Source organism: Pseudomonas sp. LB3P25 (assembly GCF_054897985.1).
Genome location: NZ_CM142711.1, coordinates 1,476,947 through 1,500,953, shown reverse-complemented (window position 1 = coordinate 1,500,953; position 24,007 = coordinate 1,476,947). Strand labels below are relative to the sequence as shown.

General features: G+C 59.9%; 18 protein-coding genes and 1 pseudogene. 10 read left to right on the top strand and 9 right to left on the bottom strand.

Translation table 11 applies throughout. From position 1 onward, the window contains the following. Positions 1 to 16: 16 nt before the first annotated feature. On the top strand, positions 17 to 385 hold the full coding sequence (locus ACYZTW_RS06515; protein WP_462004213.1) for a DUF6124 family protein: 369 nt from the start codon (positions 17 to 19) through the stop codon (positions 383 to 385). 153 nt (positions 386 to 538) lie between these two features. On the opposite strand, the gene ACYZTW_RS06510 is transcribed toward ACYZTW_RS06515, so the two are convergent. Further along, positions 539 to 1,558, bottom strand: coding sequence for an alpha/beta fold hydrolase (locus ACYZTW_RS06510; RefSeq protein ID WP_462004212.1), 1,020 nt, complete (start codon positions 1,556 to 1,558; stop codon positions 539 to 541). Positions 1,559 to 1,806: 248 nt separating this feature from the next. Next, on the bottom strand, positions 1,807 to 4,119 hold the full coding sequence (gene metE / locus ACYZTW_RS06505) for a 5-methyltetrahydropteroyltriglutamate--homocysteine S-methyltransferase (protein ID WP_462004211.1): 2,313 nt from the start codon (positions 4,117 to 4,119) through the stop codon (positions 1,807 to 1,809). Between the two features lie 118 nt (positions 4,120 to 4,237). On the opposite strand from metE, the gene metR reads away from it, so the two are divergent. Next, positions 4,238 to 5,155, top strand: coding sequence for a transcriptional regulator MetR (gene metR / locus ACYZTW_RS06500; RefSeq protein WP_054613654.1), 918 nt, complete (start codon positions 4,238 to 4,240; stop codon positions 5,153 to 5,155). A gap of 189 nt (positions 5,156 to 5,344) precedes the next feature. On the opposite strand, the gene ACYZTW_RS06495 is transcribed toward metR, so the two are convergent. From ACYZTW_RS06495 to ACYZTW_RS06480, 4 genes are all read right to left on the bottom strand, one after another. Further along, positions 5,345 to 5,848, bottom strand: a complete 504-nt coding sequence (locus ACYZTW_RS06495; protein ID WP_462004210.1) for a GNAT family N-acetyltransferase — start codon at positions 5,846 to 5,848, stop codon at positions 5,345 to 5,347. 2 nt (positions 5,849 to 5,850) lie between these two features. Further along, complete coding sequence (locus ACYZTW_RS06490) at positions 5,851 to 6,489, bottom strand: LysE family translocator (RefSeq protein WP_462004209.1); 639 nt, start codon at positions 6,487 to 6,489, stop codon at positions 5,851 to 5,853. A 24-nt stretch (positions 6,490 to 6,513) separates the two neighbouring features. Further along, the gene (locus ACYZTW_RS06485; protein WP_462004208.1) at positions 6,514 to 6,948 is read right to left on the bottom strand and encodes an NUDIX hydrolase; all 435 of its coding nucleotides are present in this window, start codon (positions 6,946 to 6,948) and stop codon (positions 6,514 to 6,516) included. 193 nt (positions 6,949 to 7,141) lie between these two features. Then, positions 7,142 to 8,500, bottom strand: a complete 1,359-nt coding sequence (locus ACYZTW_RS06480) for an HD domain-containing phosphohydrolase (protein WP_462004207.1) — start codon at positions 8,498 to 8,500, stop codon at positions 7,142 to 7,144. A 258-nt stretch (positions 8,501 to 8,758) separates the two neighbouring features. Here ACYZTW_RS06480 and ACYZTW_RS06475 point away from each other — a divergent pair, with 258 nt between their 5' ends. From ACYZTW_RS06475 to ACYZTW_RS06450, 6 genes and pseudogenes are all read left to right on the top strand, one after another. Then, positions 8,759 to 11,065, top strand: a complete 2,307-nt coding sequence (locus tag ACYZTW_RS06475; RefSeq protein WP_462004206.1) for an EAL domain-containing protein — start codon at positions 8,759 to 8,761, stop codon at positions 11,063 to 11,065. After that, complete coding sequence (locus tag ACYZTW_RS06470; RefSeq protein WP_462004205.1) at positions 11,062 to 12,951, top strand: putative bifunctional diguanylate cyclase/phosphodiesterase; 1,890 nt, start codon at positions 11,062 to 11,064, stop codon at positions 12,949 to 12,951. Before ACYZTW_RS06475 ends, ACYZTW_RS06470 begins: the two co-directional genes overlap by 4 nt. Before the next feature lie 44 nt (positions 12,952 to 12,995). Then, positions 12,996 to 13,955 carry a cytochrome-c peroxidase gene (locus ACYZTW_RS06465; RefSeq protein WP_462004204.1) on the top strand — a complete coding sequence of 320 codons (960 nt, stop codon included), beginning with the start codon at positions 12,996 to 12,998 and terminating at the stop codon, positions 13,953 to 13,955. Then, positions 13,952 to 15,763 carry a DAHL domain-containing protein gene (locus ACYZTW_RS06460; RefSeq protein ID WP_462004203.1) on the top strand — a complete coding sequence of 604 codons (1,812 nt, stop codon included), beginning with the start codon at positions 13,952 to 13,954 and terminating at the stop codon, positions 15,761 to 15,763. The genes ACYZTW_RS06465 and ACYZTW_RS06460 overlap by 4 nt, the downstream gene beginning before the upstream one ends. A gap of 590 nt (positions 15,764 to 16,353) precedes the next feature. Then, positions 16,354 to 16,440 (top strand): annotated as a pseudogene (locus ACYZTW_RS06455) (hypothetical protein); the annotation flags it as partial. A gap of 57 nt (positions 16,441 to 16,497) precedes the next feature. Then, complete coding sequence (locus ACYZTW_RS06450) at positions 16,498 to 17,166, top strand: ATP-binding protein (protein ID WP_462005709.1); 669 nt, start codon at positions 16,498 to 16,500, stop codon at positions 17,164 to 17,166. 176 nt (positions 17,167 to 17,342) lie between these two features. Here ACYZTW_RS06450 and ACYZTW_RS06445 read toward each other — a convergent pair whose 3' ends face one another. After that, positions 17,343 to 18,668: an APC family permease gene (locus tag ACYZTW_RS06445; protein ID WP_056742037.1), complete on the bottom strand. Its 1,326-nt coding sequence runs from the start codon at positions 18,666 to 18,668 to the stop codon at positions 17,343 to 17,345. A gap of 262 nt (positions 18,669 to 18,930) precedes the next feature. Beyond that, positions 18,931 to 19,752: a carbon-nitrogen hydrolase family protein gene (locus tag ACYZTW_RS06440; RefSeq protein WP_462004202.1), complete on the bottom strand. Its 822-nt coding sequence runs from the start codon at positions 19,750 to 19,752 to the stop codon at positions 18,931 to 18,933. 125 nt (positions 19,753 to 19,877) lie between these two features. Between ACYZTW_RS06440 and ACYZTW_RS06435 the strand changes: the two genes are divergently transcribed. Then, complete coding sequence (locus ACYZTW_RS06435; RefSeq protein ID WP_462004201.1) at positions 19,878 to 20,678, top strand: helix-turn-helix transcriptional regulator; 801 nt, start codon at positions 19,878 to 19,880, stop codon at positions 20,676 to 20,678. Between the two features lie 174 nt (positions 20,679 to 20,852). Continuing rightward, complete coding sequence (locus ACYZTW_RS06430) at positions 20,853 to 22,472, top strand: FMN-binding glutamate synthase family protein (RefSeq protein ID WP_462004200.1); 1,620 nt, start codon at positions 20,853 to 20,855, stop codon at positions 22,470 to 22,472. Between the two features lie 25 nt (positions 22,473 to 22,497). On the opposite strand, the gene ACYZTW_RS06425 is transcribed toward ACYZTW_RS06430, so the two are convergent. Continuing rightward, positions 22,498 to 24,006, bottom strand: coding sequence for a glucosyltransferase domain-containing protein (locus tag ACYZTW_RS06425; RefSeq protein ID WP_462004199.1), 1,509 nt, complete (start codon positions 24,004 to 24,006; stop codon positions 22,498 to 22,500). Position 24,007 lies beyond the last annotated feature (1 nt).

The following is a 24,007-nucleotide window of genomic DNA, read 5'->3' as shown; positions in this document are numbered from 1 at the left end:
TCAGGAGTACCCTCCAATGTTCAAGATCACACCCAATCCCCCGGAAACCGACGACGTTTCCCCCTACGAAACCCCAGACTCCAAAAAACTCAACAACGCCGCCGACCGCGCCCTCGATTACTACCTCAAACCGGTGATTCCCAAAGACACCCCACGCAAACCCAGCACTATTTTCCTGATCGCCCCCGATATCGATGACGAAACCCTGCTGGCAAACGCCTGTGAGTCGCTGGCGTCGGCAAGCGTAATGCTGAGTGATTTCGCGGGGTTGATGGACGGTCCGCAGCGCAACACCCTGCTCGGCATTCAGCAGTCCGTCATGCTCGGTGAACTGGCGGTGAACCGGATGCTGGATAACCTCGACCCACGGGGTTCAGCGACCTAACTGGCTGATGAGGTTCTACCAACACCGAAGTTCAACTGTGGGAGCGAGCCGGCTCCGGGCGGCGTTCCGACGAAGGCGTCGTGTCAGTCACCATCTGCTTGACTGATACACCGCTTTCGCGAGCAGGCTCGCTCCCACATTTGGGATTGGGGGTTATAGGAGATTTGGGGTTGCCACCGGATCAATCTGCGCCCAATGCGAGGTGTCTTCGCGATGGGCCTGTAAGTACGGCAACACCGCCGCCAGCAGCGGTGCCTTGAACGCCTCCTGGAATCGATGCGCCAACCCCGGAATCAGCCTCAACTGACTGCCGCGAATATGCGCCGCCAGGTGCACACCGTGCATGACCGGCAGCAACGGATCAGCAGTGCCGTGAACCACCAGCGTCGGAACGCGCAGTTGATTAAGCAGCGCCACACGACTGCGCTCGGCGAGGATCGCCATGATCTGGCGCTTCACGCCCTCAGGGTTGAACGCCCGGTCATAAGACAGCGCCGCCTGATGCAGCAACGCTTGCCGGTCATCGCTCACCGTCGGGCTGCCCAGTGCCGCCAGCAAATCGGCCTGTTGCTCCAGCGCTGCTTCGCGGTTCGGCGCACCACGACGCGACAACAGTTGTACCAACGCCGCACTCGGCGCCGGCAAGCCATCGGCCCCGGAACTGGTCATGATCAGGGTCAGGCTCTCGACCCGTTGCGGCGCCATCGCCGCCATGTGCTGGGCGATCATCCCACCCATGCTCGCGCCCAACACGTGGAATTGCTCGACGTGCAACGCATCCATCAATCCAAAAGCATCGTCAGCCATGTCGGTCAGGGTGTATGGCGCCGACACCGGCAAACCGAGTTTGTAACGCAGCACTTCGAAGGTCAGGTTGGCGTCGACAGGCACTTGCCGCCAGGTCGAGAGCCCGACATCGCGATTGTCATAACGAATGACCCGAAAACCTTGCTGACACAGCGCGACCACCACCTCGTCCGGCCAATGTATCAACTGCCCGCCCAGGCCCATCACCAGCAACAACGCAGGGTCGGACGCACGGCCGACGCTCTGGTACGCCAGGCTCACCTGCGCCAGATCGGCATGTTCGGTTGGAACGTTGACATCGCAACGGGACGCCGCGAAAGACGGAAGGCCAAACAACAGCACGGCCAGAAAAATGAATGCACGCATGAAAAAACACCGAAACGCAGAACCCCAGTAGAGCGCGAGTCTGATGAAGTTTGTTCAAGCGCGCTGCCACAGTTACGTGACAGTTTGATGAAGATCGCCGAGCGGTCATTTTCAGGACCGCGTTATCGTTCTTCGCGAGCAGGCTCGCTCCCACAGGATTGATGTCGTACACAACATCTCTGATCGACATAAATCCAATGTGGGAGCGAGCCTGCTCGCGAAGGCGCCAGAATGAGCGCCGCAGGACTTTAAGCTAACTGACTCCGCAACTGCCGCGCCGCCGCCACCATGTTCACCAACGCCGCCTCAGTCTCCGGCCACGCCCGGGTCTTCAACCCACAATCCGGGTTCACCCACAGCCGCTCAGCCGGAATGCGCTTCACGGCTTTGCTCATCAACTTGACCATCTCGGCCGTGTCCGGCACCCGTGGCGAGTGGATGTCGTAGACGCCCGGACCGATGTCATTCGGGTAGTCGAACGCTTCGAAAGCCTCCAACAACTCCATGTCCGAACGCGAGGTTTCGATGGTGATCACGTCGGCGTCCATCGCCGCGATGGACTGAATCACGTCGTTGAATTCGCTGTAGCACATGTGGGTGTGGATCTGGGTTTCGTCACGCACACCGGAGGCGCTCAAACGGAAAGCTTCCACCGCCCAATCGAGGTATTCCTGCCATTGCGCCCGGCGCAGCGGCAAACCTTCACGGAACGCGGCTTCGTCGATCTGCACGATCTTGATGCCGGCGTTTTCCAGGTCCACCACTTCGTCACGCAAAGCCAGCGCCAGCTGCTGTGCCTGGATTTTGCGCGAGACATCTTCACGCGGGAACGACCACATCAGCATGGTCACGGGACCGGTGAGCATACCTTTCATGACCTTGTCGGTCAGGTTCTGTGCATAAGTAATCCAGTCGACGGTCATGGCGTTCGGACGGCTCAGGTCGCCGTAGATGATCGCCGGTTTCACGCAACGTGAACCGTAGCTCTGCACCCAGCCGAAACGGGTGAACAGGTAGCCGTCCAGTTGCTCGGCGAAGTACTCGACCATGTCGTTGCGTTCGGCTTCACCGTGTACCAGCACGTCCAGCCCCAGGCGTTCCTGAACTTGCACGGCGTGGCGGATTTCGCTGTGCATGGCGTCGGTGTAATCGTTGGCCGACAGCTTGCCTTGCTTGAACGCTTGGCGAGCCAGGCGAATTGAACCGGTTTGCGGGAACGAACCGATGGTGGTGGTCGGGAACGCCGGCAGTTTCAACCGTGCACGCTGCTGCTCGATGCGTTTGGCAAACGGCGAGTGGCGTTGGCTGTCCGCGGCGCCGATGGCGTTGATGCGTGCCTGCACCTCGGCTTTGTGGATACGCGGCGACTGGGCGCGGCTGGCCTGGGTCGCCCGGCTTTCGGCCAGGGCGGCTTGCACTTTGGGCGATTGCGGGTCGTTCAGGGCATCGCGCAGCACGGCGATTTCACCGCACTTTTGTACGGCGAAGGCCAGCCAGCTTTTCAATTCCGGGTCGAGTTTGTCTTCGCGATCCAGATCCACCGGGCTGTGCAGCAACGAGCAGGAACTGCTGACCCACAGGTTGTCACCAAAGCGTTCCTGGGCCGGTTGCAGTTGAGCGAGCACTTGCTCCAGTTCGCAGCGCCAGACGTTGCGGCCGTTGACCAGGCCCACCGAGAGAATCTTGTAGGTCGGCAGACGATCCAGCACCTGGCCGAGTTGATCCGGGGCGCGCACCGCATCGATGTGCAAGCCTTGCACCGGCAGGCTGACCGCCAGGCCGAGGTTGTCTTCCAGACCACTGAAGTAGGTCGCCACGAGTTTTTTCAGCGGCGAGTATTGAAGGATGTGATAGGCGCGTTCGAAAGCGTTTTTCCAGGCCTGTGGCAGGTCGAGAGTCAGGATCGGCTCGTCGATCTGCACCCATTCCACGCCTTGAGCGGCGAGGCGACCGAGGATTTCGCCGTAGATCGGCAGCAGGCGTTCCAGCAGGTCGAGCTTGTCGAAGTCGTTGCCTTTGGCCTTGCCCAGCCACAGGTAAGTCAGCGGACCGATGATCACCGGTTTGACGTTGTGGCCCAGCGCCTTGGCCTCGTCGACTTCGTCGAACAACTGTTCCCAGCTCAGTTTGAACTGCTGGTCAGCGGTGAATTCCGGGACCAGGTAGTGGTAGTTGGTGTCGAACCACTTGGTCAGTTCCTGGGCGTATTGTGCTTTGCTGTGTTCGCCGCCGCAGCAGGCAGCCGTGGCGCCACGGGCCATGGCGAACAGGGTGTCGAGGGTCGGCAGGCCGCGCGAGTCCTTGGCGCTGTCGAAACGCTCGGGGATCACACCGAAGGTCAGGGAATGGGTCAGGACCTGGTCATACCAGGCGAAGTCGCCCACGGGCAGCAGGTCGATGCCGGCGTCTTTCTGCAATTGCCAATGGGTGGCGCGCAATTGGCGGCCGACGCTTTTCAGCGCGTCCTGATCCAGATCGCCCTTCCAGTAGGATTCGAGGGCTTTTTTCAGTTCACGGTCAGCGCCGATGCGCGGAAAACCAAGTGTGTGTGCCAGAGCCATGGTGAGTTTCTCCCTATAAAGAGGCTGTAAAACATGGCGCTATTGTCGACAGCCAACCCAACATGAGACAAACTCAACCTTTTCGTGTTGATCACAAGTTTTCCTCATGGAGCCCCCAGTGCTTGAAATCCGTCACCTGAAGACCCTGCACGCCTTGCGCGAAGCCGATAGCCTGGTCGATGCCGCCGACCGCTTGCACCTGACGCAGTCGGCCCTGTCCCACCAGTTCAAGGAACTGGAGGAGCGCATGGGCATGCCGCTGTTCGTGCGCAAGACCAAACCGGTGCGCTTCACCAGTGCCGGTTTGCGTCTGTTGCAACTGGCCGACGCCACCCTGCCATTGCTGCGCGGCGCCGAGCGCGATATCGCGCGGCTGGCCGGTGGCACGGCCGGGCGTTTGCACATGGCGATCGAGTGTCACAGTTGCTTCCAGTGGCTGATGCCGACCATCGACCAGTTCCGCGATGCCTGGCCGGAAGTCGAACTGGACCTGGCCTCAGGGTTCTCATTCGCCCCGCTGCCGGCGCTGGCCCGTGGCGATCTGGATTTGGTAGTGACCTCCGATCCGCTGGAACTGGCCGGGATCACTTACGTGCCGTTGTTCACCTACGAAGCGATGCTCGCGGTGGCCAACCAGCACCGTTTGGCGAGCAAGGCTTACATCGTCCCGGAGGATTTGCTCACGGAAACGCTGATCACCTACCCGGTGGAGCGTGATCGGCTGGACATCTTCACCCGTTTCCTGGAACCAGCCGATGTCGAACCGGCTCAGGTCCGAACGTCGGAACTGACGGTGATGATGATGCAATTGGTGGCCAGCGGTCGCGGCGTGTGCGGCATGCCCCATTGGGCGCTGCATGAATACAGCTCACGGGGTTATGTGAAGGCCAAGCGGCTGGGCGAGAAAGGTTTGTTTGCGACGCTGTATGCGGGGATTCGTGCCGACATGCTGGATGCGCCGTACATGCGCGACTTTTTGCTGACGGCCAAGGACACGTCGTTTTCGACACTCGACGGCGTCAGCGCGGTGCGCTGATCAACCACCCAGATAATGCGATCCCTGTGGCGAGGGAGCTTGCTCCCGCCGGCCGATCCGCGCCCGGGCGCAGCAGTCGTAAATCCCGCGAATACGGTGTACCTGAGGGAATCAGGTGGCAGGTTTTGGGGCCGCTTCGCAGCCCAGCGGGAGCAAGCTCCCTCGCCACAATAGCCCGCCGGGCAAAGACTATGCGGTGAGCTCTCGCCACATGTGGATCTTGTCGAAGTAGTCCTCGCCTACCCGCACCGCCAGCGGTTCGAGACCGAACTGGATGAAGCCACAACGCTGGTACAGCTTGAGCGCGGCGTCATTGCCGGCGGTGACGGTCAGCTGGATCAGCCTCAGACCTTTATGGTTCTGCGCTTCAGTCAGGGCGGCCTGCACCAAGTGATAACCGAGCCCGCGTTGCCGGACCTTGCCCGACACGTACATGCCAAACAATGTCGCCTTGTGCCGGGCCTTTTCCCTAGGTTCGAAGGCCAGGCCGACGATGCCCGCCAACTCACCGCCTTCGAACGCGCCGAACACCACGTCCAGCTTGCTGGTCAGGCGTGATTCCCACCAACTCAGCGGCATCACGGCGCGTTCGCGCACGCTGGAGGTAAACGCCTGGGGATGCAGGTCATAGGCTTCGAGCATCAGCGCCCGATAATCCAGGGCATGACTGGCATCAAGCCGTTCAATCCACATGGTCAAGCCATCCGTCGTTGTTCAAGCATCAGTCTCACTGCCAGTGCCGACAGTACGAACCCCATGAAATAGCGCTGCACCGCCAGCCAGGTCGGATTGTTGACGAACCAGGAGGCGATGCCCGCGGCGAACAGCGCGATCAGCAGATTGACGCTGAAACTGACGCTGATCTGAGTCAAACCCAGCGTGATGCTTTGAGTGAACACCGAGCCATGCTCAGGGGTGATGAATTGCGGAAACACCGACAAATAAAACACGGCGATCTTCGGGTTCAGTGCGCTGGTGAGAAAACCCATGGTGATCAGTTTGCGCGACGAGTCCGGCGGCAATTGCTGCGCCTCGAAGGGGGAACGCGCACCCGGTTTGACTGCCTGAAAGGCTAGCCACAACAGGTACAGCGCACCGGCCCACTTCAGCACTTCGTAGGCCATCGGCACCGCCAGAAACACGGCGGTCAAACCGGCAGCGGCCGCGAACAGGTGCACGAAAAACCCCGCGACCACACCGAGCAACGAGGTCACGCCAGCCTTACGCCCTTGGCAGATCGAACGGGAGATCAGGTAGATCATGTTCGGCCCCGGCGTCAGCACCATCAGCAATGCGGCAGCGGCGAAAATCAGCAAATCTTGAATCGGGATCATGGGCAGTCCTTTGTCCGGGAATAATCAGGCAGTTTCGGTGAGCGAGGCTCGATAAAACGGCAGGATCAGGTCCCGTGTCAATGGCGCCAGCGTGACATTGCCGTCGGTGGCCGGGTCGATCCAGCGCACCTCTTCAATCTCCGCCGCAGGCGATACGTCTGAACCGATAGTCAGCTGAAAGAGTTCGGCCTGGACGACAAAACCCGGCTCGTTGGCGGCCGGTGCCGAGAATTGCCCGAGATAAGTGGCGTGTACCGGATCGATGACCAGGCCCAATTCTTCCTCCAGTTCACGGGCCAGCGCATGGACCGGTTGCTCATGGGCTTCGATCTTGCCCCCCGGCTGCATGAACGCCTCGGTGCCGCGCTTGCGGACCAGCAAAGTTCGGCCATCGGGACCGATCAACAGGGCGGCGGCGATGCGGATGAGGCGGGGCGAAGCAGCGGATGAAAGGGTCATGGATCAGGATTGGCCTTGGGGAAAAAGCGCAAGGATCACATGAGTCTCGGTGCGTCGTCACGCCGAAAAAAGCATCTACCAAGCCCTCTGTGGGAGCGAGCCTGCTCGCGATGAACGATGATGCGGTGTACCTGAAAAACCGCATTGTCTTCATCGCGAGCAGGCTCGCTCCCACATTGGACTAGTACAGCGCCTAGACCTCACTGGCCTCGAGAATCGCAACTTCTTCCGGCACCTTCACAAAAATGCTGTATTTCGCGCCTTCCATGGCTTCGAAGGCGATCAACTTCTCCACCAGCGGCCCATTCAACACCTTGCCGGCATTGAGCAGCAGCATGCCGTTGTCGGCATTGAGGTTGCGCGCCAGGATCATGCCCGCCGCCACTTCCCGCGTGGTCAGCACCTTGATCGACGGATCGACCAGCGAGATGTCGCTCAAGTACGCGGCACACACCTGTATGAAATCCTCCACCATCTCGGGATCGTAGATTCGCCCGGCATAGCTGCGGATGTAGACCAGCGCTTCATCGCTGTTCATCTGCCGCTCAAGGATCAGCCCGCGCTGCAACTCGATGAAATCCACCGCCAGTTTCAGCAGCCGCGAACCGAACGGAATCGCCTCGCCCTTGAGCCGGTCGGGGAAGCCGCTGCCGTCCCAGCGCTCCTGATGGTGAAGAATCAGACGAGCGGCATCCTTCATCGGCTCGAGCGTCATCAACAGCGATTCGCTCTGCTTTGGATAACCGCGATAGCGCTCCCGATCGCTGTGATGCAGCAGGTCCGCGGGCGCGGTCATCATGCTGTCGGTCCAGCTCAGCTTGCCGATGTTGTAGAGCGCCGCGGCCATAGTCAGGTCGCGATTGGTGCCCTCGTCCAGGCCATGAAGTTTGCAGTAGACCCGCACCAGTTCGATGATCTGGCGGTTGGTCTGTTTGGCCGGCGGCAGGCGCAGGTTGGCCAGCAGCGAGAACACCTCGGTGCCGGTGACATAGCTGTGCTTGAGCTCTTCGTAGGCCAGGTCGAGCATGTCGGCGGTCTGCTGGAGTTCTGCGGTGCGGGCGGCGACGTGCTTTTCCAGGGTGGCGTTGAGCGACTTCAATTGGTGGTTCTGCAGCCGGGTCAACTGCTCCAGGCGCTGGCGTTCGCGCTCGGAATGTTGATGATCCAAGGCCTGACGCAAGGTCAGGAGCATTTCCTCGTCATTCCAGGGTTTGCTGATGTAGCGGTGAATCTTCCCTTCGTTGATGGCTTTGATAATCGTCGGCATGTCCGCGTAGCCGGTGAGCAGAATCCGGGTGGTCGTCGGATAAAGCTGATGGATGCGGGCCAGCAGCGTGGCGCCGTCCATGTTGGGCATGCGTGCGTCGGTCATCACCAGGTCGATGGACTGTTGCGCCATGACCTCCAGCGCCTGGGCACCGCTGGTGGCCAGCAGCACCTCGTAGGGCTGGCCGCGTAACAGGCGACGCAGGCTGTTGAGGATTGACTCTTCGTCATCGACCAGCAGCACCTTGGGTTTATCGTTCAAAGTCGTGGGGAGTTGCTCTTCCATGGCGTCACCTCAATTGAAACGGTTACATCGTTATGACAGGACCCGGCAAACATCCCCTATTGCCGGAGCCTGACCTACAGGCTAGATGATTTTTAGCCCGCCAACGGAAATGATTCAGCTGATTGAGTTGCGCGAAGTACTGGACAGACGTCTATGCTCAGCTGACTCGGATCCATAATCTGTACGTTCGGCCAGGTGATCAGGGAAAGGAAGCCCCCATATGAGTACACCGCATCAAACTGCTGCCGGTACTGGCGTATGTCGATAAATACGCTGCTGGCACGGACCAACCGGCGGATTCTTATCGTCGACGACACCGCCTCGATTCATGCGGACTTCGCCAAGATCCTCAGTCCGCCATCGATCGATGACGACAGCCTGATCAGCGCCGAAAATGCCCTGTTCGGCACCCCTGCGGCGCTGTCGCTGCAAAGCTTCGTGCTCGACTCGGCGTTTCAGGGCCTCGAAGCCCTGGACAAGGTCGAGACGGCGCTGGCCAACGACATGCCCTACGCGATGGCCTTCATCGACATGCGCATGCCGCCGGGCTGGGACGGGCTGGAAACCATCGAACGGCTGTGGCAGGTCGATCCCAAGCTGCAAGTGGCGCTCTGCACCGCTTATTCCGACTATTCCTGGGAAGACATCGACGAACGCCTGGAACTGGGCGATCGCCTGCTGATTCTGAAAAAACCCTTCGATGCCATCGAAATCCGCCAGATGGCCAGCGCACTGACGGCCAAGTGGCAAATGACCGAAGACGCGGCGCTGAAAATGTCGCTGCTGGAACAAGCGGTCGAGGAGCGCACCCGCGAGCTGTCCGATGCCAACATCATTGTGCAGAACAGCCCGACCATTCTGTATCGGCTGCGGGGCGAGCCGTGGTTTCCGCTGATGTACATCTCGCACAACATCACCAAGTACGGTCACATCGCAGCGAACCTCGTGGCCTCGGCCAACTGGGCCCAGGAACTGATCCACCCCGATGATCAAACCAAGGTCGACACCGCCATGGCCCGGGTGCTGGACCGCCATGCGGCGGGCGCTTCCATCGAATTTCGGATGCGCACCGGCGACGGTGCCTGGCGCTGGGTGGAAAACCGCTACATCCCGGTGCGCGACGATGAGGGCCGTTTGCTGGAAGTCGAAGGCATCATCATCGACATCACTGAACGCAAACTGGCCGAAGAGAAAATCGCCCTGCTGGCCCGCACCGACGGGCTGACCGGGCTGGCCAACCGTGCGACGCTGATCGAGCGATTGCACCAGGCATTCGCCGCTGCTCGTCGGGGGGCAGCACCGTTCGCCATGTTTTACCTGGACCTGGATCACTTCAAACGCATCAACGATACCCTCGGCCATCCGGTAGGCGACCTGTTGCTGCAAGAGGTTTCCCGCCGGATCAAGGCCTGTGTGCGCGAAAACGATGTGGTCGCCCGCCTCGGCGGTGACGAGTTCGCGATCTTGCAGCTGGACGTCGGCGACCCGACCCAATCCGCGGCCTTGGCCGCCAAGATCCGCGACACGCTGGTGCTGCCCTACTCCCTGGCCGGCAATGATGTGCGGGTCTCGGTGAGTATCGGCATCAGCAGCTGCACCCCGGAAAGCACCAGCGCCGACGGTCTGCTGACCCAAGCCGACATGGCGCTGTATCGCTCCAAGGAAAAGGGCCGCAACCAGTACCACTTCCACTCCGAGGAGATCAATCAGGAGGTGGTCGAACGCATGACCATCGCCAGCGACTTGAGAGCGGCCATCGAACACGAAGAACTCGAACTGCATTACTGGCCGGAAGTGGACCTGAGCAGCGGCAAAATCCTCGGCATGGAAGCTCAGGTCAGCTGGAACCACCCTGAGCGCGGTTTACTGGAAGCCTCGGCGTTCCTGCCCGCCGCGGAAAAGACCGGAACCATCGTCGCGCTCGGTCACTGGGTGCTGGATCGCGCCTGCCAGCAAATGCGCCAATGGCGCAACGAAGGCATGGCGCCGCCGGTGATTGCGATCAAGCTGTCCCTGGCCCAACTCAAGAGTGGTCCCGAACTGATCTATGACGTGCTGCGCACCACCGCGCGCTGGGAACTCTGCCCCTGGGACCTACGCTTCGACGTCACTGAAGCGACGCTGGCCCAGACCAAATGGACCCACAACGATGTGCTGCCGCGCCTGCGTGAGCTGGGGGTGAAGATCGCCATCGACGACTTCGGCACCGAATACTCCTCGTTCGACTACCTCAAGACCTACCAGGTCAATCACCTGAAACTCGCTCAGGCCTTCATCGACACCGCCGCCCGCGATCCGGCCAGCGCGAACACCCTGCGCGCCATCATCAACTTCGCCCGTGAAGTCGGGATCGGCATCATTGCCGAGGGCGTCGAAACCCAGGAGCAGCGCAGCTCGCTGATGGCCACCGGTTCACCGATGAACGCCCAGGGTTACTTCTTCAGCAAAGCGGTCAGCAGCCAGCAGGCCGCCGAGCTGCTGAAGGCCGGCAGCATCGTGCCCCCGAACCACGACATGGGGCCGATTCTGGACAACCCGCCACACTCCACGGAGGACAAAGGATGAAAACGCCTTTCGTGCGAACCAACCGGCGCATCCTGATCATCGACGACACGCCCTCGATTCATGAGGATTTTCGCAAGATTCTTGGCCCTGAGATCGAAGGTGAAGAGCCCGGAGGTGAACAGACCCTGGCCGGTGCTGAAGAAGCCCTGTTCGGCACCGTGCAGCTTGATCGGCTGACGTTCCAGCTCGACTCGGCCTACCAGGGCCGGGAAGCCCTCGAACTGGTCACGCGCGCACTGGCCGAAGGTCGCCCCTATGCCATGGCGTTCACCGACATGCGCATGCCACCGGGCTGGGACGGCCTGGAAACCATCGAACAACTGTGGAAGGCCGATCCTCACCTGCAAATCGCGTTGTGCACGGCCTTTTCCGATTACACCTGGGAAGACATGGCCGAACGGCTGGAGTTCGGCGACCAGTTGCTGGTGCTGAAAAAACCCTTCGACAGCCTGGAAATCCGCCAGATGGCCAGTGCCCTGACCTGGAAATGGCAGATGGCACAGGACGCGGCAATGAAGGTCCTGAGCCTGGAGAAAACCATCGAGGCGCGGGTCCACGAATTGCTCAAGGTGTCGCACCTGTTGCAATACGACGTACTGACCGAGCTGCCCAACAGCACGTTGCTCGGTGACCGGTTGAACCAGTCCCTGGCTCTGTCCCGGCGCCATGACAAGCAACTGGCCGTGATGTTTCTGGGCCTCGATCGCTTCAAGCGCATCAACAACGCCCTGGGCCATCCGGCCGGGGACGAAATGCTCAAGCAAGTCGGCCGCAATCTGGTGGCGACGGTGCGCGAGTCCGATTCGGTGTTCCGCTACGGTTCCGACGAATTCGTGGTGATCCTCGCCGATGTCCGCCACCCCCAGCAAACCAAGGGCATCGCTGAAAAACTCTTGAACGCCATTCGCGCGCCCCAACACATTGCCGGCCACGACCTGAGCGTGACGGCCAGCCTGGGCATCAGCATTTACCCGGACGACGGCTTCGATGCCATCGCGCTGATCAAGAAAGCCGAAACCGCGATGCGCAACGTCAAGGAAAGCGGCCCGAACGATTTCAGTTTTTTCATCGACGAGATGAACCAGCGCGCCCGGGATCAGCAAAGCATCGAGAGCGGCATTCGCCTGGCGCTGGAGCGCAACGAATTTGTCCTGCATTACCAGCCCAAACTGGACCTGGGCAGTGGCCAGGTGGTCGGGGCCGAGGCGTTGATTCGCTGGCAAAAACCGGGGCACGGCCTGGTCTACCCCTCGGACTTCATCAGTGTGGCCGAAGACAGCGGTTTGATCGTGCCGTTGAGCAAATGGGTGCTGGCCGAGGCGTGCCGACAAGCCTGCGCCTGGCAGGCTGCGGGGCTGCCGAAGATCTGTATGTCGGTGAATATGTCGGCCATCGATTTCCGTCAGCGGGACTTTGTCGACGGTATCGAACAGACCCTCAAACAAACAGGTCTGGAACCGGCCTTGCTGGAGCTGGAAATCACCGAAGGCGTGTTGATGCAGAACGTCGAAACCACGGTGACCGCCCTGACCCGGCTCAAAGCCATGGGCGTGCGACTGGCCATCGATGACTTCGGAACCGGTTATTCCAGCCTGAGCTACTTGCGGCGTTTTCCCATCGACGTGCTGAAAATCGACCAGTCGTTCATTCGCGGTTTAAGCAGCGACAGCAACGACGCCGCGCTGGTCAGCGCCATCATCAGCCTGGGCCGGAGCCTCAAGCTGACCATCATTGCCGAAGGGGTGGAAACCCTCGAACAACTGGATTTCCTCAAGGCCCATCAATGCGAGGAAGGCCAGGGTTTCTATTTCAGCAAAGCCGTGGAGCCGGACGCCTTCGTCCGGTATCTGGGGTCGGTGAAGCCCTCTTCATCCGCAGCCACGTGAACGATGCGCAACGACACACAGGCCCTACGCCAAGGAATTATCAGATGTCGCCTTCCTTTCCCCGTCTGCTATTGGCGCCGTTGTTCGGACTCTGCCTGAGCGCCGGTGCCGCGCCGCTGAATGAACCGCTCAAACCACTGCCGGCAGTGCCCCGGCAGAATCCGCTGCAGGTCGAACTCGGGCGCCAGTTGTTCAATGAACCGCGCTTGTCGGTCGACAGCTCACTGTCCTGCGCCAGTTGCCATCGACTGGAAAACGGCGGCGCCGACAACAAGGCGTTTTCCATCGGTTTCGCCGGCCTTCCGTTGACGATCAATACGCCCAGCGTGTTCAACGCCAGCCTGAACTTCCGGCAATTCTGGAACGGCCGCGCCGACACCCTGGAAGCCCAGATCCACGGTGTGGTGCAAAGCCCCAGTGAAATGGGCAGTAACTGGGAGCATGTGGTGCAGATGCTGACCGCCGATCCGGCTTATCAGACCTCGTTCGCCAACGCCTACCCGGACGGCGTGACCATGAACAATGTGCAGAATGCCCTGGCCACCTATGAACGCACGCTGATCAGCGCCAACTCGCGTTTCGACCAATACCTGCAAGGCGATACCGACATTCTCACCCTCGATGAGAAATACGGCTACCAACGCTTCAAGGACTACGGCTGCATCGCCTGCCATCAGGGCGTCAACATCGGCGGCAACATGTTCCAGAAGTTCGGGGTCATGGGCGACTACTTCAAAACTCGGGGCAACCCCACCGAAGCCGACCTGGGCCGCTATCTGGTCACCAAAGACGAAGAGGACCGCAACGTGTTCAAGGTCCCGAGCCTGCGCAACGTCGCCGTGACCGCGCCGTACTTTCACGACGGCTCGGCCAAAACCCTCGAAGAAGCGGTGGATGTGATGTTCAAGTTCCAGCTCGGTCGTATTCCCTCTGCCGACGACAAGACGCTGATCATCAAATTCCTCAAGACCCTGACCGGTGAATGGGGGGGCAAGCCCTTATGAAAATGTCTAACCGCCGCAACCTGGCGTTGCTCGGCGTAGTGGCTCTGATGCTGGCTTCAGTGCTGCTGTTCCTGTACCTCAAATCCAGCTCGAACCAGACGACGACCTACACCGAATCCCGGGACTTGATCGGCCGGATCAAGCAACTGAATGCACAATGGGAAACCGAGATCCTCAAGGCCAGGATCGCCATCAGTCATAACTATGATCCGTTGGTCTCACCACTGACCGAGATAACGAACCTGTGGGAGCGGTTCGACACCATGGAGTCGAACCATGGCCGCAACGACTCGCCCATCTGGCGCGCCAGCCATGAGGCGTACCTGACCGCCATTCTGGAAAAGACCCGCTTGGTGGAGCAGTTCAAGTCTCACAACGCCGTGCTGCGCAACTCACTGGCGTTCCTGCCCACCGCCGAGGACGACATTCAGGAACAGCTGTCCCGGTTGGTGGATGAGGACCAACTGCAACTTCAGAACATTGCCACCGACACGTATGACTTACTGCTCAGCAGCCTGGAGTTCGCCCAGGTCACTTCCGAAGACAGGGCCGCCGACATCCTGCTCGGGCTGAACAAACTGGGGGTGAACAAACAGCGTCTACCTGAACAGTTCCACAGTCCGATCGATATTCTGAGCAACCACATTTCACTGATCCTGCGTGAGCAGCCGGTGGTCAATCGGTTACTGGAAAACATCGAAGACGTTCCCGTGGCCGAACGCCTGGACGACATTACCAACCTGCTGAACACCGATCAGCAGCGGACCGATGCGGTCGACCAGCGCTATCACTTCTACATGCTGTTGTTTTCGGTGCTGCTGGTGTTGTTGCTGGTGTACCTGGCGATTCACCTGATGCGCAGTTTCACCGTGATCAATCGCGTCAACAAAGCCCTGAAAACCGCCAATGAGGACCTCGAACTGCGCGTTGAAGAGCGCACCCGCGAACTCAAGGATACCCAGAGCGAACTGCTCGACACAGCGCGCCAGGCCGGCATGGCCGAGATCGCCACCAATGTGCTGCACAACGTCGGCAACGTGCTCAACAGCGTGAACATTTCGGCCGACCTGGTGACCCGCAAACTGCGCGGCAGCAAGGCGCTGGGCCTGGGCAAGGCCATGCAGCTGATCAACGACCATCAAGGTGACCTCGGCACCTTTCTGACCGAGGACGCGAAAGGCAAATTGCTACCGGGTTACCTGAATCAACTGGTGGACGCGATAGCCCTGGAACAACAAGGCATGACCGAAGAACTGGCCCAGCTGACCAAAAGCGTGGACCACATCAAGGACATCGTCGCCACCCAGCAGTCCTACGCGGGCGCCAACAGCCTGATGGAACCGCTGCACATCAGCGAATTGCTGGAAGACGCTCTGCGCATGAACTCCGGCGCCCTGACCCGACACCACGTCACGGTGGTCAAGGAGTACAGCGATGTACCGCAGGTCATGGGCGACAAGCACCGGTTGTTGCTGATTCTGATCAACTTGATCAGCAACGCCAAATACGCCATGTCCGACCTCAGCAACCGCCAGCGGCAAATGACCCTGGGGGTGAAAGTCGTCGAAGACAAGATCCTGCAAGTCAGCGTCAAGGACGACGGCGAAGGCATCGCCGAGGAAAACATGACGCGCATCTTTGCCCACGGGTTTACCACCCGCAAGGAAGGCCATGGCTTCGGCCTGCACAGCTGCGCGCTGGCCGCCATCGAAATGAACGGCCACCTCACCGCCCATAGCGACGGACCGGGCAAAGGCGCGCTGTTCACGTTGCAGATCCCGCTGAAAACCGTAAGGGAGGAAGCATGAGCGAGCTTTCGAACCGACGCATTCTGCTGATCGATGACACCCCGTCCATTCACGTGGACTTCCGCAAGATTCTCATGCCCATGCCGGAACAGACCGTCGAACTGGACGAGATGGAGGCCGCGCTGTTTGGCAGCGAAGTGAAATCAACCGGTGCGCTGTTCGAGCTGGACTCGGCCTATGGCGGCCAGGAAGGCCTGGGCAAACTGAACGAAGCCTTGCAGGAAAACCGCCCCTACGCCCTGGCCTTCGTCGACATGCGCATGCCCGAGGGCTGGGACGGTGCGCAGACCATCGAACATTTGTGGCAGGCCGACCCGCACCTGCAAGTGGTGGTGTGCACCGCCTATTCCGACTATTCCTGGGATGAACTGCTCGATCGATTGCAGGCCCATGATCGACTGCTGATTCTGAAAAAGCCGTTCGACAACATTGAAGTCCAGCAGATGGCCAACACCCTGTTGACCAAATGGGACATGACCGAACGGGCCAGCGTGCAGATGGACCATTTGGGGCAGATGGTCGAACACCGAACCCGGCAGCTCACAGACGCCAGCGTTGAGTTGCAGCGGGAAATCGACGAGCGCAAACAACTTGAAAGTCAGTTGGTGCAATCGGAGAAACTCGCCTCATTGGGGCAACTCGCGGCCGGCGTCGCCCATGAAATCAACAACCCCATCGGCTTCATTTCCTCCAACCTCGGCACCCTGGATGGCTACTTCAAACAACTGCAGGAAATGCTCGACGCCTATCGCGATGCGGAAGAGGCGATCGGCTCCAGCGAGCTCATCGAGCGTTTGCACCAACTGCGCGAACGGGTCGAGCTGGAGTTCCTGCGCGAGGACATTCCACTGCTGATCAGGGAATCCAAGGACGGCATCAACCGGGTCGGGCAGATCGTCAAGGACCTGAAGGACTTCTCCCGGGTGGACTCCAATCAGGAATGGCAGTGGGCCAATCTGCAACAGGGCATCGAATCGACCTTGAACATTGTCGCCAACGAACTCAAGTACAAGGCCGATGTGCTCAAGGAATATCAGGACCTGCCCGACATCGAATGCCTGCCGTCGCAAATCAATCAGGTGATCATGAACCTGATCGTCAATGCCTCTCAGGCCATCGGCCCGGAGCGTGGCACCATCACCTTGCGCACCGGGCTTGAAGCCGAAACGGTGTGGATCGAGGTCGCAGACACCGGCGCCGGCATTGCGCCGGACTGCCTGCAAAAAATCTTCGACCCGTTCTTCACCACCAAACCGGTGGGCCAAGGGACAGGGCTAGGGTTGTCCCTGTCCTATGGCATCGTGAAAAAACACCGGGGGGATATTACGGTGCGCAGTGAAGTTGGCGTGGGGACCACCTTCAGGGTTGAGCTACCGGTGCACCAAACAAAATCAGCCGCTTGAACACAATTCAAAATGTGGGAGCGAGCCTGTGTGGCGAGGGGATTTATCCCCGTTCGACTGCGAAGCAGTCGTAAACGCGGTTTAACTTTGAAATGCCGGGGCTGCTCCGCAGCCCAACGGGGATAAATCCCCTCGCCACATGGCTCGCTCCCACAGTTTTCTCACCCGTCAGGCAATTATGTGGCCTCCTGGAAATCCATCTCCGGTGGCTGGCGACGGAAGCCGCCGGTCAACACCGCCAGGTACACCACGCCAATCGCCAGCCAGCTCAAGCCCAGATAGATCGCCAGGTGATCGAGGCTGACCATCAGCCACAAATCCGCCGCCAGACCGATAAACGGGAACAGCAGGAACAACACGAATTCACGCAGCCCTTTGTTCTCACCGCCGATCCAGTAGTGAAAGATCACCGACAGGTTCACCAGGCTGAACGCCAGGAACGCGCCGAAGTTGATGAACGAGGTTGAGGTGGTGACGTCCAGTTTCAGCGCCAGCAAAGCGACCACGGCGCACAGCAGGATGCTGTTGACCGGCGTGCCAAAGCGTTCATGCAAGGTGCCGAAGAACGATTTTGGCAGCACGCCATCGCGGCCCATGGCGAATAACAGCCGCGAGCCGCTGGCCTGAGCCGACAGACCCGACGCGAACTGGCCGACGATCAGACCGATCAGGAAGATCGACACGAACAGGTCGCCACCAATGTTGCGGGCAATTTCATAGGCCGCCGAGTCGACGCTGTCGAACTGAAACGACGGATGCGCGATCTGCACGAAGTACGACACACTGACGAAGATCAACCCGCCGATCAGGGTAATCAGCATGATCGCTCGCGGGATGGTGCGGCGCGGGTCGCGGGTTTCTTCGGTCAGGGTGCTGACCGCGTCGAACCCCAGAAACGAGTAACAGGCGATGGCTGCACCGCTCATGATCAGCGGCATCTGCATGTCACCGTTGAAGAATGGTTTGACCGACCACAACGGCGTGCTCGCATCGCCACCGACGTAATGGACGCACAGCGCAACGAAGGCGATCAGCACCAGGAACTGCACCAGCATCAGTAACGCGTTGATGCCGTTGGCCAGTTTCAGACCGACGATGTTGATCGCACTGGTGATGCCGATGAACGCCAGCACCCAGATCCACTGCGGCACGGCCGGGAACGCTGAGTTGAGGTAGGCCGCGCCGATCAGCCAGATCGCCATCGGCAGGAACAGGTAGTCGAGCAGCACGGCCCAACCGGCGATGAAACCGAGTTTCGGGCTGATCGCCTTGCGTACATAGCTATAGGCCGAGCCAGCGACGGGGAACGCCGAGGCCATTCGGCCGTAACTCATGGCGGTGAAAAACATCGCCACCAGCGCCGCCAGGTACGCGGCCGGGACCATGCCGGCGGTGGATTGAGCGAGGATGCCAAAGGTGCCGAGCACGATGATCGGCGTCATGTAGGCAATGCCGAACAGCACCACCGAACCCAATGACAGGGTGCGTTGCAAACGAGCCATGAGCGACTACTCCGAATTTATTAGATTTATGGCAGAGCCGAGTTCGGCAAAAATTTACGTCTACTTCAAAAGCCACCCCTCACCCCAACCCTCTCCCCAGGGGGAGAGGGGGAAAGGGGGCAGATCTCCATGTGCTTCAAATCCTGTGTTCGACTCGGTTATTCAGGTCGATGTAGAGCTTTGCATCACCTCGGTCAGTCCCCTCTCCCTCCGGGAGAGGGTTAGGGTGAGGGGCGGCTCCAACTGACACCCCACGCAACGTCTAACGCCCCGGAATAATCAATTCCCGAAGCCCATTGGCATGCTCAACAATCTCCCCCGGCAACCGCAGCCGCTGATCATCCAGATACCGATAATCCTGCCGCGCCGCCGTCAGCTGATTCAGGTCCAGTTCCACCGCAAACTGCCCGTCCTCACGCCCGGCCTCGAACAACAGCGTGCCCAGCGGATCCACCAGCGCACTGCCGCCCGCAAACACCAACCCGCCATCGCCCTCTTCTACCCGGTTGACCATCAGCGCAAACGCCTGGTTTTCCTGAGCGCGGGCCATGATCGCGGTGCGGTGAGTCGGGCCGTAAGGGTCCATGTTGCCGTTGGTGACAATCAGCAGTTCGGCACCCAATTGCGCCAGGGCACGGGCGGTTTCCGGGAATTCGATGTCGTAGCAAATCAGCAGACCAACCCGCACACCGTTCCACTCGCACGTGGCGTAACGGTCGCCGGCCTCGAACACACCGCGATCCGACGCCCAGAGGTGCGTCTTGCGGTATTTCAGCGCGATACCTTCAGGGGTGATCAGCAGCGTGGTGTTGTAGAAGCGGCCGTTGTCGTTCTCGGCCATACCGATCACCACGGCGATATTGTGTTCACGGGCCGCAGCCAGCACCGCGCTGACGGTCGGACCGTCCAGCGGTTCGGCGGTTTCGGCCAATGCCTCAAGCGACGGGAAGCCCATCAGGTGGGTTTCGGGAAACACAATCAGCTGCGTATCGGCAGCACAGGCAGCCATCGCCTTCAGAGCGCGTTCGAGGTTGTAAGCCGTGTCGTTGTCACGGCCCGCCAACTGGGCGAGTTCGACTTTCATGGGTATTCCTTGTTCTTAACCAGGCTGGCAGAAAGATTGCCCGGTCGGTGTCTGTGCGCCAGTATGCGCAGCAAGCCACCGGCCGGGAAATCACGCCGCTGGGGTAACCCGATAGGGGTAGAGGCATGACACTTTCGTTAGACGACATCGCGTGGCACCGCTCGGTCGGGCAACTGATCGACGCCCTGGACAAGCCCAATTTCTGGACGCAGCTGGTACGGTTGCTGGATCAGTACGTGACCTTCGACAGCTGGGTGGCGTTGCTTTTCAGCGCCGATCAGCACCCGCAAGTGTTCGCCGAATGCCCGGGCGCCGACGGCAGTCCCGATCAGTTGTTCCAGGACTATCTGCGCGGTTTGTACCTGCTCGATCCGTTCTACATCGCCTGTCGCGAGCAGTCGCGCACCGGGCTCTATCGCCTGTCGGAAGTGGCGCCGGAGCATTTCGAGCTGACCGAGTATTACCAGCGCTACTTTCGTCTGAATGTGGTGGCCGATGAAATCCAGTTCAATTGTCAGCTCGAAGGCGACCGTACGCTGTGCCTGTCACTGGGCAGCAAGCAACGTTTCAGCGGCCAGCAGATCGCCTTGCTGTCGCTGATCCAGCCCTGGGTGCTCGGCCTGTTGCGCCAGCGCCTGCCCTACGAAATCAACGAGGTCGTGGCCCTCGCGCCGGCACTGCCGCAAACCGACTGGCGCGTGCAGCTGGAAGCGTCGGTGCAACAACTCAAAGGCGCACAATTGACCGCTCGGGAGCTGGATGTCGGGCGCTTGATGCTCAGCGGCTGCTCCAGTAAAGAAATCGCCCGTAAGCTGGAAATCTCTGTCGAAACCGTGAAAGTCCATAAGAAACACATGTACAGCAAACTGGGGATCAAATCCCAGTCCGAGCTGTTTTCAATTTTTCTCCAGGCCCAAAATGCCTGACACACCGCTGAGGTGCTTGTATGTGGGAGCGAGCCTGCTCGCGAAAGCGATCTATCATTCAGCATCGAAGTCGACTGAACCACCGCCTTCGCGAGCAGGCTCGCTCCCACAGTGTTTTTTGTCCAGACGCTCCACCGTGTTGAATACAACCAAGTCCGAACCCAAGGAAACCGTATGAGCCTGTCACTCCTGAGCCGCTACGCCTTCTTTGCCGTCTGTGTGATGTTTACCCTCGCCAGTCTGCCCTTCCTGGAGCACGACTGGCTCTGGCCGATCACCGCCGTCACCGGCATTCTCAGCCTCGTAGGCCTGTTCGATCTGCTGCAAAACCCTCACGCGGTGCGCCGTAATTACCCGATCCTCGGCAACATCCGCTATCTGGTAGAGGGTATTCGCCCGGAAATCCGCCAGTACCTGCTCGAATCCGACAGCGACGCCCTGCCCTTCTCCCGGGCCCAGCGTTCGCTGGTCTATTCACGGGCCAAGAACGAAAGCGCCGACAAACCCTTCGGTACGTTGATCGATGTGTATCAGTCGGGCTTCGAATTCATCGGCCACTCCATGCGCCCGGCGCCGTTGAGCGACCCGAGCAGTTTCCGGGTAACGGTCGGCGGCCCGCAGTGCACGCAGCCGTACTCGGCGTCGGTGTTCAACATCTCGGCCATGAGCTTCGGCTCCCTCAGCGCCAACGCCATTCGCGCGTTGAACCAGGGCGCGAAGCTCGGCAACTTCGCCCACGACACCGGCGAAGGCAGCATCAGCGCCTATCACCGGGAAAACGGCGGCGACCTGACCTGGGAACTCGGCAGCGGCTACTTCGGCTGCCGCACCGCTGACGGGCGCTTCGACCCTGAACGCTTCGCGGCACAAGCGCAGACGCCGCAAGTGCGGATGATCGAAATCAAGATGAGCCAAGGCGCCAAACCCGGCCACGGTGGGATTCTGCCCAAGCACAAAGTCACCCAGGAAATCGCCGAAACCCGTGGCATCCTGATGGGCGAAGATTGCATTTCGCCGTCGCGGCACAGCGCGTTTTCCACGCCGATCGAACTGATGCACTTCATCGCGCAGTTGCGCGAACTGTCCGGCGGCAAACCGGTGGGCTTCAAGTTCTGCCTGGGCCACCCGTGGGAATTCATGGGCATCGCCAAGGCCATGCTGGAAACCGGCATCCTCCCGGACTTCATCGTGGTTGATGGCAAGGAAGGCGGTACCGGCGCCGCGCCCGTGGAGTTCACCGACCATATCGGCGTGCCGATGCGCGAAGGCTTGCTGTTCGTGCACAACACGCTCGTCGGCCTGAACCTGCGGGACAAAATCAAACTCGGCGCCAGCGGCAAGATCGTCAGCGCCTTCGACATTGCCAGCGTCCTGGCCATCGGCGCCGACTGGGCCAACTCGGCACGCGGCTTCATGTTCGCCATCGGCTGCATCCAGTCGCAAAGCTGCCACACCAACAAATGCCCGACCGGTGTCGCCACCCAGGACACCTTGCGCCAACGCGCACTGGTGGTTCCGGACAAGGCCCAACGCGTCTTCAACTTCCACCGCAACACCCTCAAGGCCCTGGCCGAAATGCTTGCCGCTGCCGGGTTGGAACATCCTTCGCAATTGTCGGCCAAGCATTTGGTACGGCGCATGTCGGCGACCGAAATCAAATTGTTCTCGCAGTTGCATGTGTTTTTAAAACCGGGGGAGTTGCTGACCGGTGACGTGAATGGCGAGTTTTACTCGCGGATGTGGCAAATGGCGCGGGCGGACAGTTTTGAGCCGAACGAGGTCGTAGCGGCCTGAACCCGACGGCCCCTGTCATCGCGCTTCACCAGTGAAGCGCCTTAATCGGGGTCGGCTCTTTCATGACAATAAAACCGTAATCGCCCAGCAGATAAATCCGGTAGTACGGGTTCTCCACCACCGGTGGATAACCCTGATAACCCACCCTGGTCGCGTTACGTCGCTCCTGCTCCGCCACCACGTTGGTGATGCCCACTTTCGGCAGGTTCTCGGCCAGCATGAAAAAATCGATGTTCAGCAGATAGTGCAGCACCGGCATCTGCTTGAACGAGCCCGCCGCCCCCAGCAGCCAGTGATCGGAATAGGTCACTGACATGTAAATGCGCTTGGCCTCCAACAACTGTCGATTCGACGCGATGTCGTGCTCAAGACTCAATAGCGCGCTGGACGCGAAGGTTTTCTGCACGGTCAGCACCCGCCCATAGGCGTACGACAGCGACAGCATCGCCAACAATGGAACCATCAACAACAGCGGCAGCCGCTCGTGGATTCGTGCCAGCGCCAGATGGCTCAAATAGAACAACAGCACCAACAGGACCGCGAAGCCCATCAGTGTCCTGGCCCCTTCATTGAAGTCCCGGAAAAACAGCGCCATACCCGACACCAGTAAGGTTACTACCGGTAATGCCAACAGACAGATCAGGCCGATCAGCATTTTGTTCGCTGTGCTGTCCTGACGCGCCACGACGTTAAGCCCCAGGCGAACCGCGCCGGCAATGGCACACAGCAACAGTGCGGCGAACACCCAGGCAAATCCGCCGTGAAACAGCAGCACGACTTTTTCCAGCACTCTGACGATGTTGACGTGCAATTGCAGCAACGGCTCCGCGGTCCAGTTCAGCAGCAGAGTGCGATTCTGTTGCGTGAACGGATAAGCACTGACGGCGTAAATCAGGCAGCCCAGAAAAGCCTGAACGATTTTCCAGCCGATCAACTCGCACCACTTCGGCCAGGCCAGTTTCTCATTGGCGCTCCTGAGTAGCTCCAGGCAACACAACCCGAGAAACACATTGAAGGTCACTTGATACAGCCCTATCGCCAAGGCAACCAGGAAGGAAGGCACCAGCCACTGCAGAATGCGCGAAGGGTGATGAAACGTGATGGCGTAGATGACCGCCACCAGGCTCAACGCCATGGCAGGGCCGTCGTATTGATAGGACAGGTTTTGCAGAAAGAAGGGGTTGTACCAGAGCGGCAACAGCACCAGGCAGCAAGCAATCGTCGGTTGCGGGTAGTAATGAAACGTCAGGCTGGTCAACGCCGCGGCCATGGCCAGCGTGGCGATCAACAGCGGCAACGGAAAGATGTTCGGCGCGGCATTGCTGAAGGTCAGCAGGTTGTAGAACAGCTCGGTGAACAGCCGCCCCTGCCCCGCCCACGCCGTACCCGCCGACAGGGATCGCCAGTTGTCATCGATATACGGATAGTCCGCGAGGATCAGCGGCACCACATACACAATGGTCGCCAACAGAAAAAACAGCCAGACCTGCCGGCGCCCGAGTTCCTTGCTGAAAAAGTCGCTGAACCTGCCCATG

Bases quoted from the DNA above. Each gene is read 5' to 3' on its own strand.
- ACYZTW_RS06515 (WP_462004213.1), top strand. From the start codon at position 17: ATGTTCAAGATCACACCCAATCCCCCGGAAACCGACGACGTTTCCCCC.
- ACYZTW_RS06510 (WP_462004212.1), bottom strand. From the start codon at position 1,558: ATGCGTGCATTCATTTTTCTGGCCGTGCTGTTGTTTGGCCTTCCGTCT.
- metE (WP_462004211.1), bottom strand. From the start codon at position 4,119: ATGGCTCTGGCACACACACTTGGTTTTCCGCGCATCGGCGCTGACCGT.
- ACYZTW_RS06495 (WP_462004210.1), bottom strand. From the start codon at position 5,848: ATGTGGATTGAACGGCTTGATGCCAGTCATGCCCTGGATTATCGGGCG.
- ACYZTW_RS06490 (WP_462004209.1), bottom strand. From the start codon at position 6,489: ATGATCCCGATTCAAGATTTGCTGATTTTCGCCGCTGCCGCATTGCTG.
- ACYZTW_RS06485 (WP_462004208.1), bottom strand. From the start codon at position 6,948: ATGACCCTTTCATCCGCTGCTTCGCCCCGCCTCATCCGCATCGCCGCC.
- ACYZTW_RS06480 (WP_462004207.1), bottom strand. From the start codon at position 8,500: ATGGAAGAGCAACTCCCCACGACTTTGAACGATAAACCCAAGGTGCTG.
- ACYZTW_RS06475 (WP_462004206.1), top strand. From the start codon at position 8,759: ATGTCGATAAATACGCTGCTGGCACGGACCAACCGGCGGATTCTTATC.
- ACYZTW_RS06470 (WP_462004205.1), top strand. From the start codon at position 11,062: ATGAAAACGCCTTTCGTGCGAACCAACCGGCGCATCCTGATCATCGAC.
- ACYZTW_RS06465 (WP_462004204.1), top strand. From the start codon at position 12,996: ATGTCGCCTTCCTTTCCCCGTCTGCTATTGGCGCCGTTGTTCGGACTC.
- ACYZTW_RS06460 (WP_462004203.1), top strand. From the start codon at position 13,952: ATGAAAATGTCTAACCGCCGCAACCTGGCGTTGCTCGGCGTAGTGGCT.
- ACYZTW_RS06450 (WP_462005709.1), top strand. From the start codon at position 16,498: ATGCTCGACGCCTATCGCGATGCGGAAGAGGCGATCGGCTCCAGCGAG.
- ACYZTW_RS06445 (WP_056742037.1), bottom strand. From the start codon at position 18,668: ATGGCTCGTTTGCAACGCACCCTGTCATTGGGTTCGGTGGTGCTGTTC.
- ACYZTW_RS06440 (WP_462004202.1), bottom strand. From the start codon at position 19,752: ATGAAAGTCGAACTCGCCCAGTTGGCGGGCCGTGACAACGACACGGCT.
- ACYZTW_RS06435 (WP_462004201.1), top strand. From the start codon at position 19,878: ATGACACTTTCGTTAGACGACATCGCGTGGCACCGCTCGGTCGGGCAA.
- ACYZTW_RS06430 (WP_462004200.1), top strand. From the start codon at position 20,853: ATGAGCCTGTCACTCCTGAGCCGCTACGCCTTCTTTGCCGTCTGTGTG.
- ACYZTW_RS06425 (WP_462004199.1), bottom strand. From the start codon at position 24,006: ATGGGCAGGTTCAGCGACTTTTTCAGCAAGGAACTCGGGCGCCGGCAG.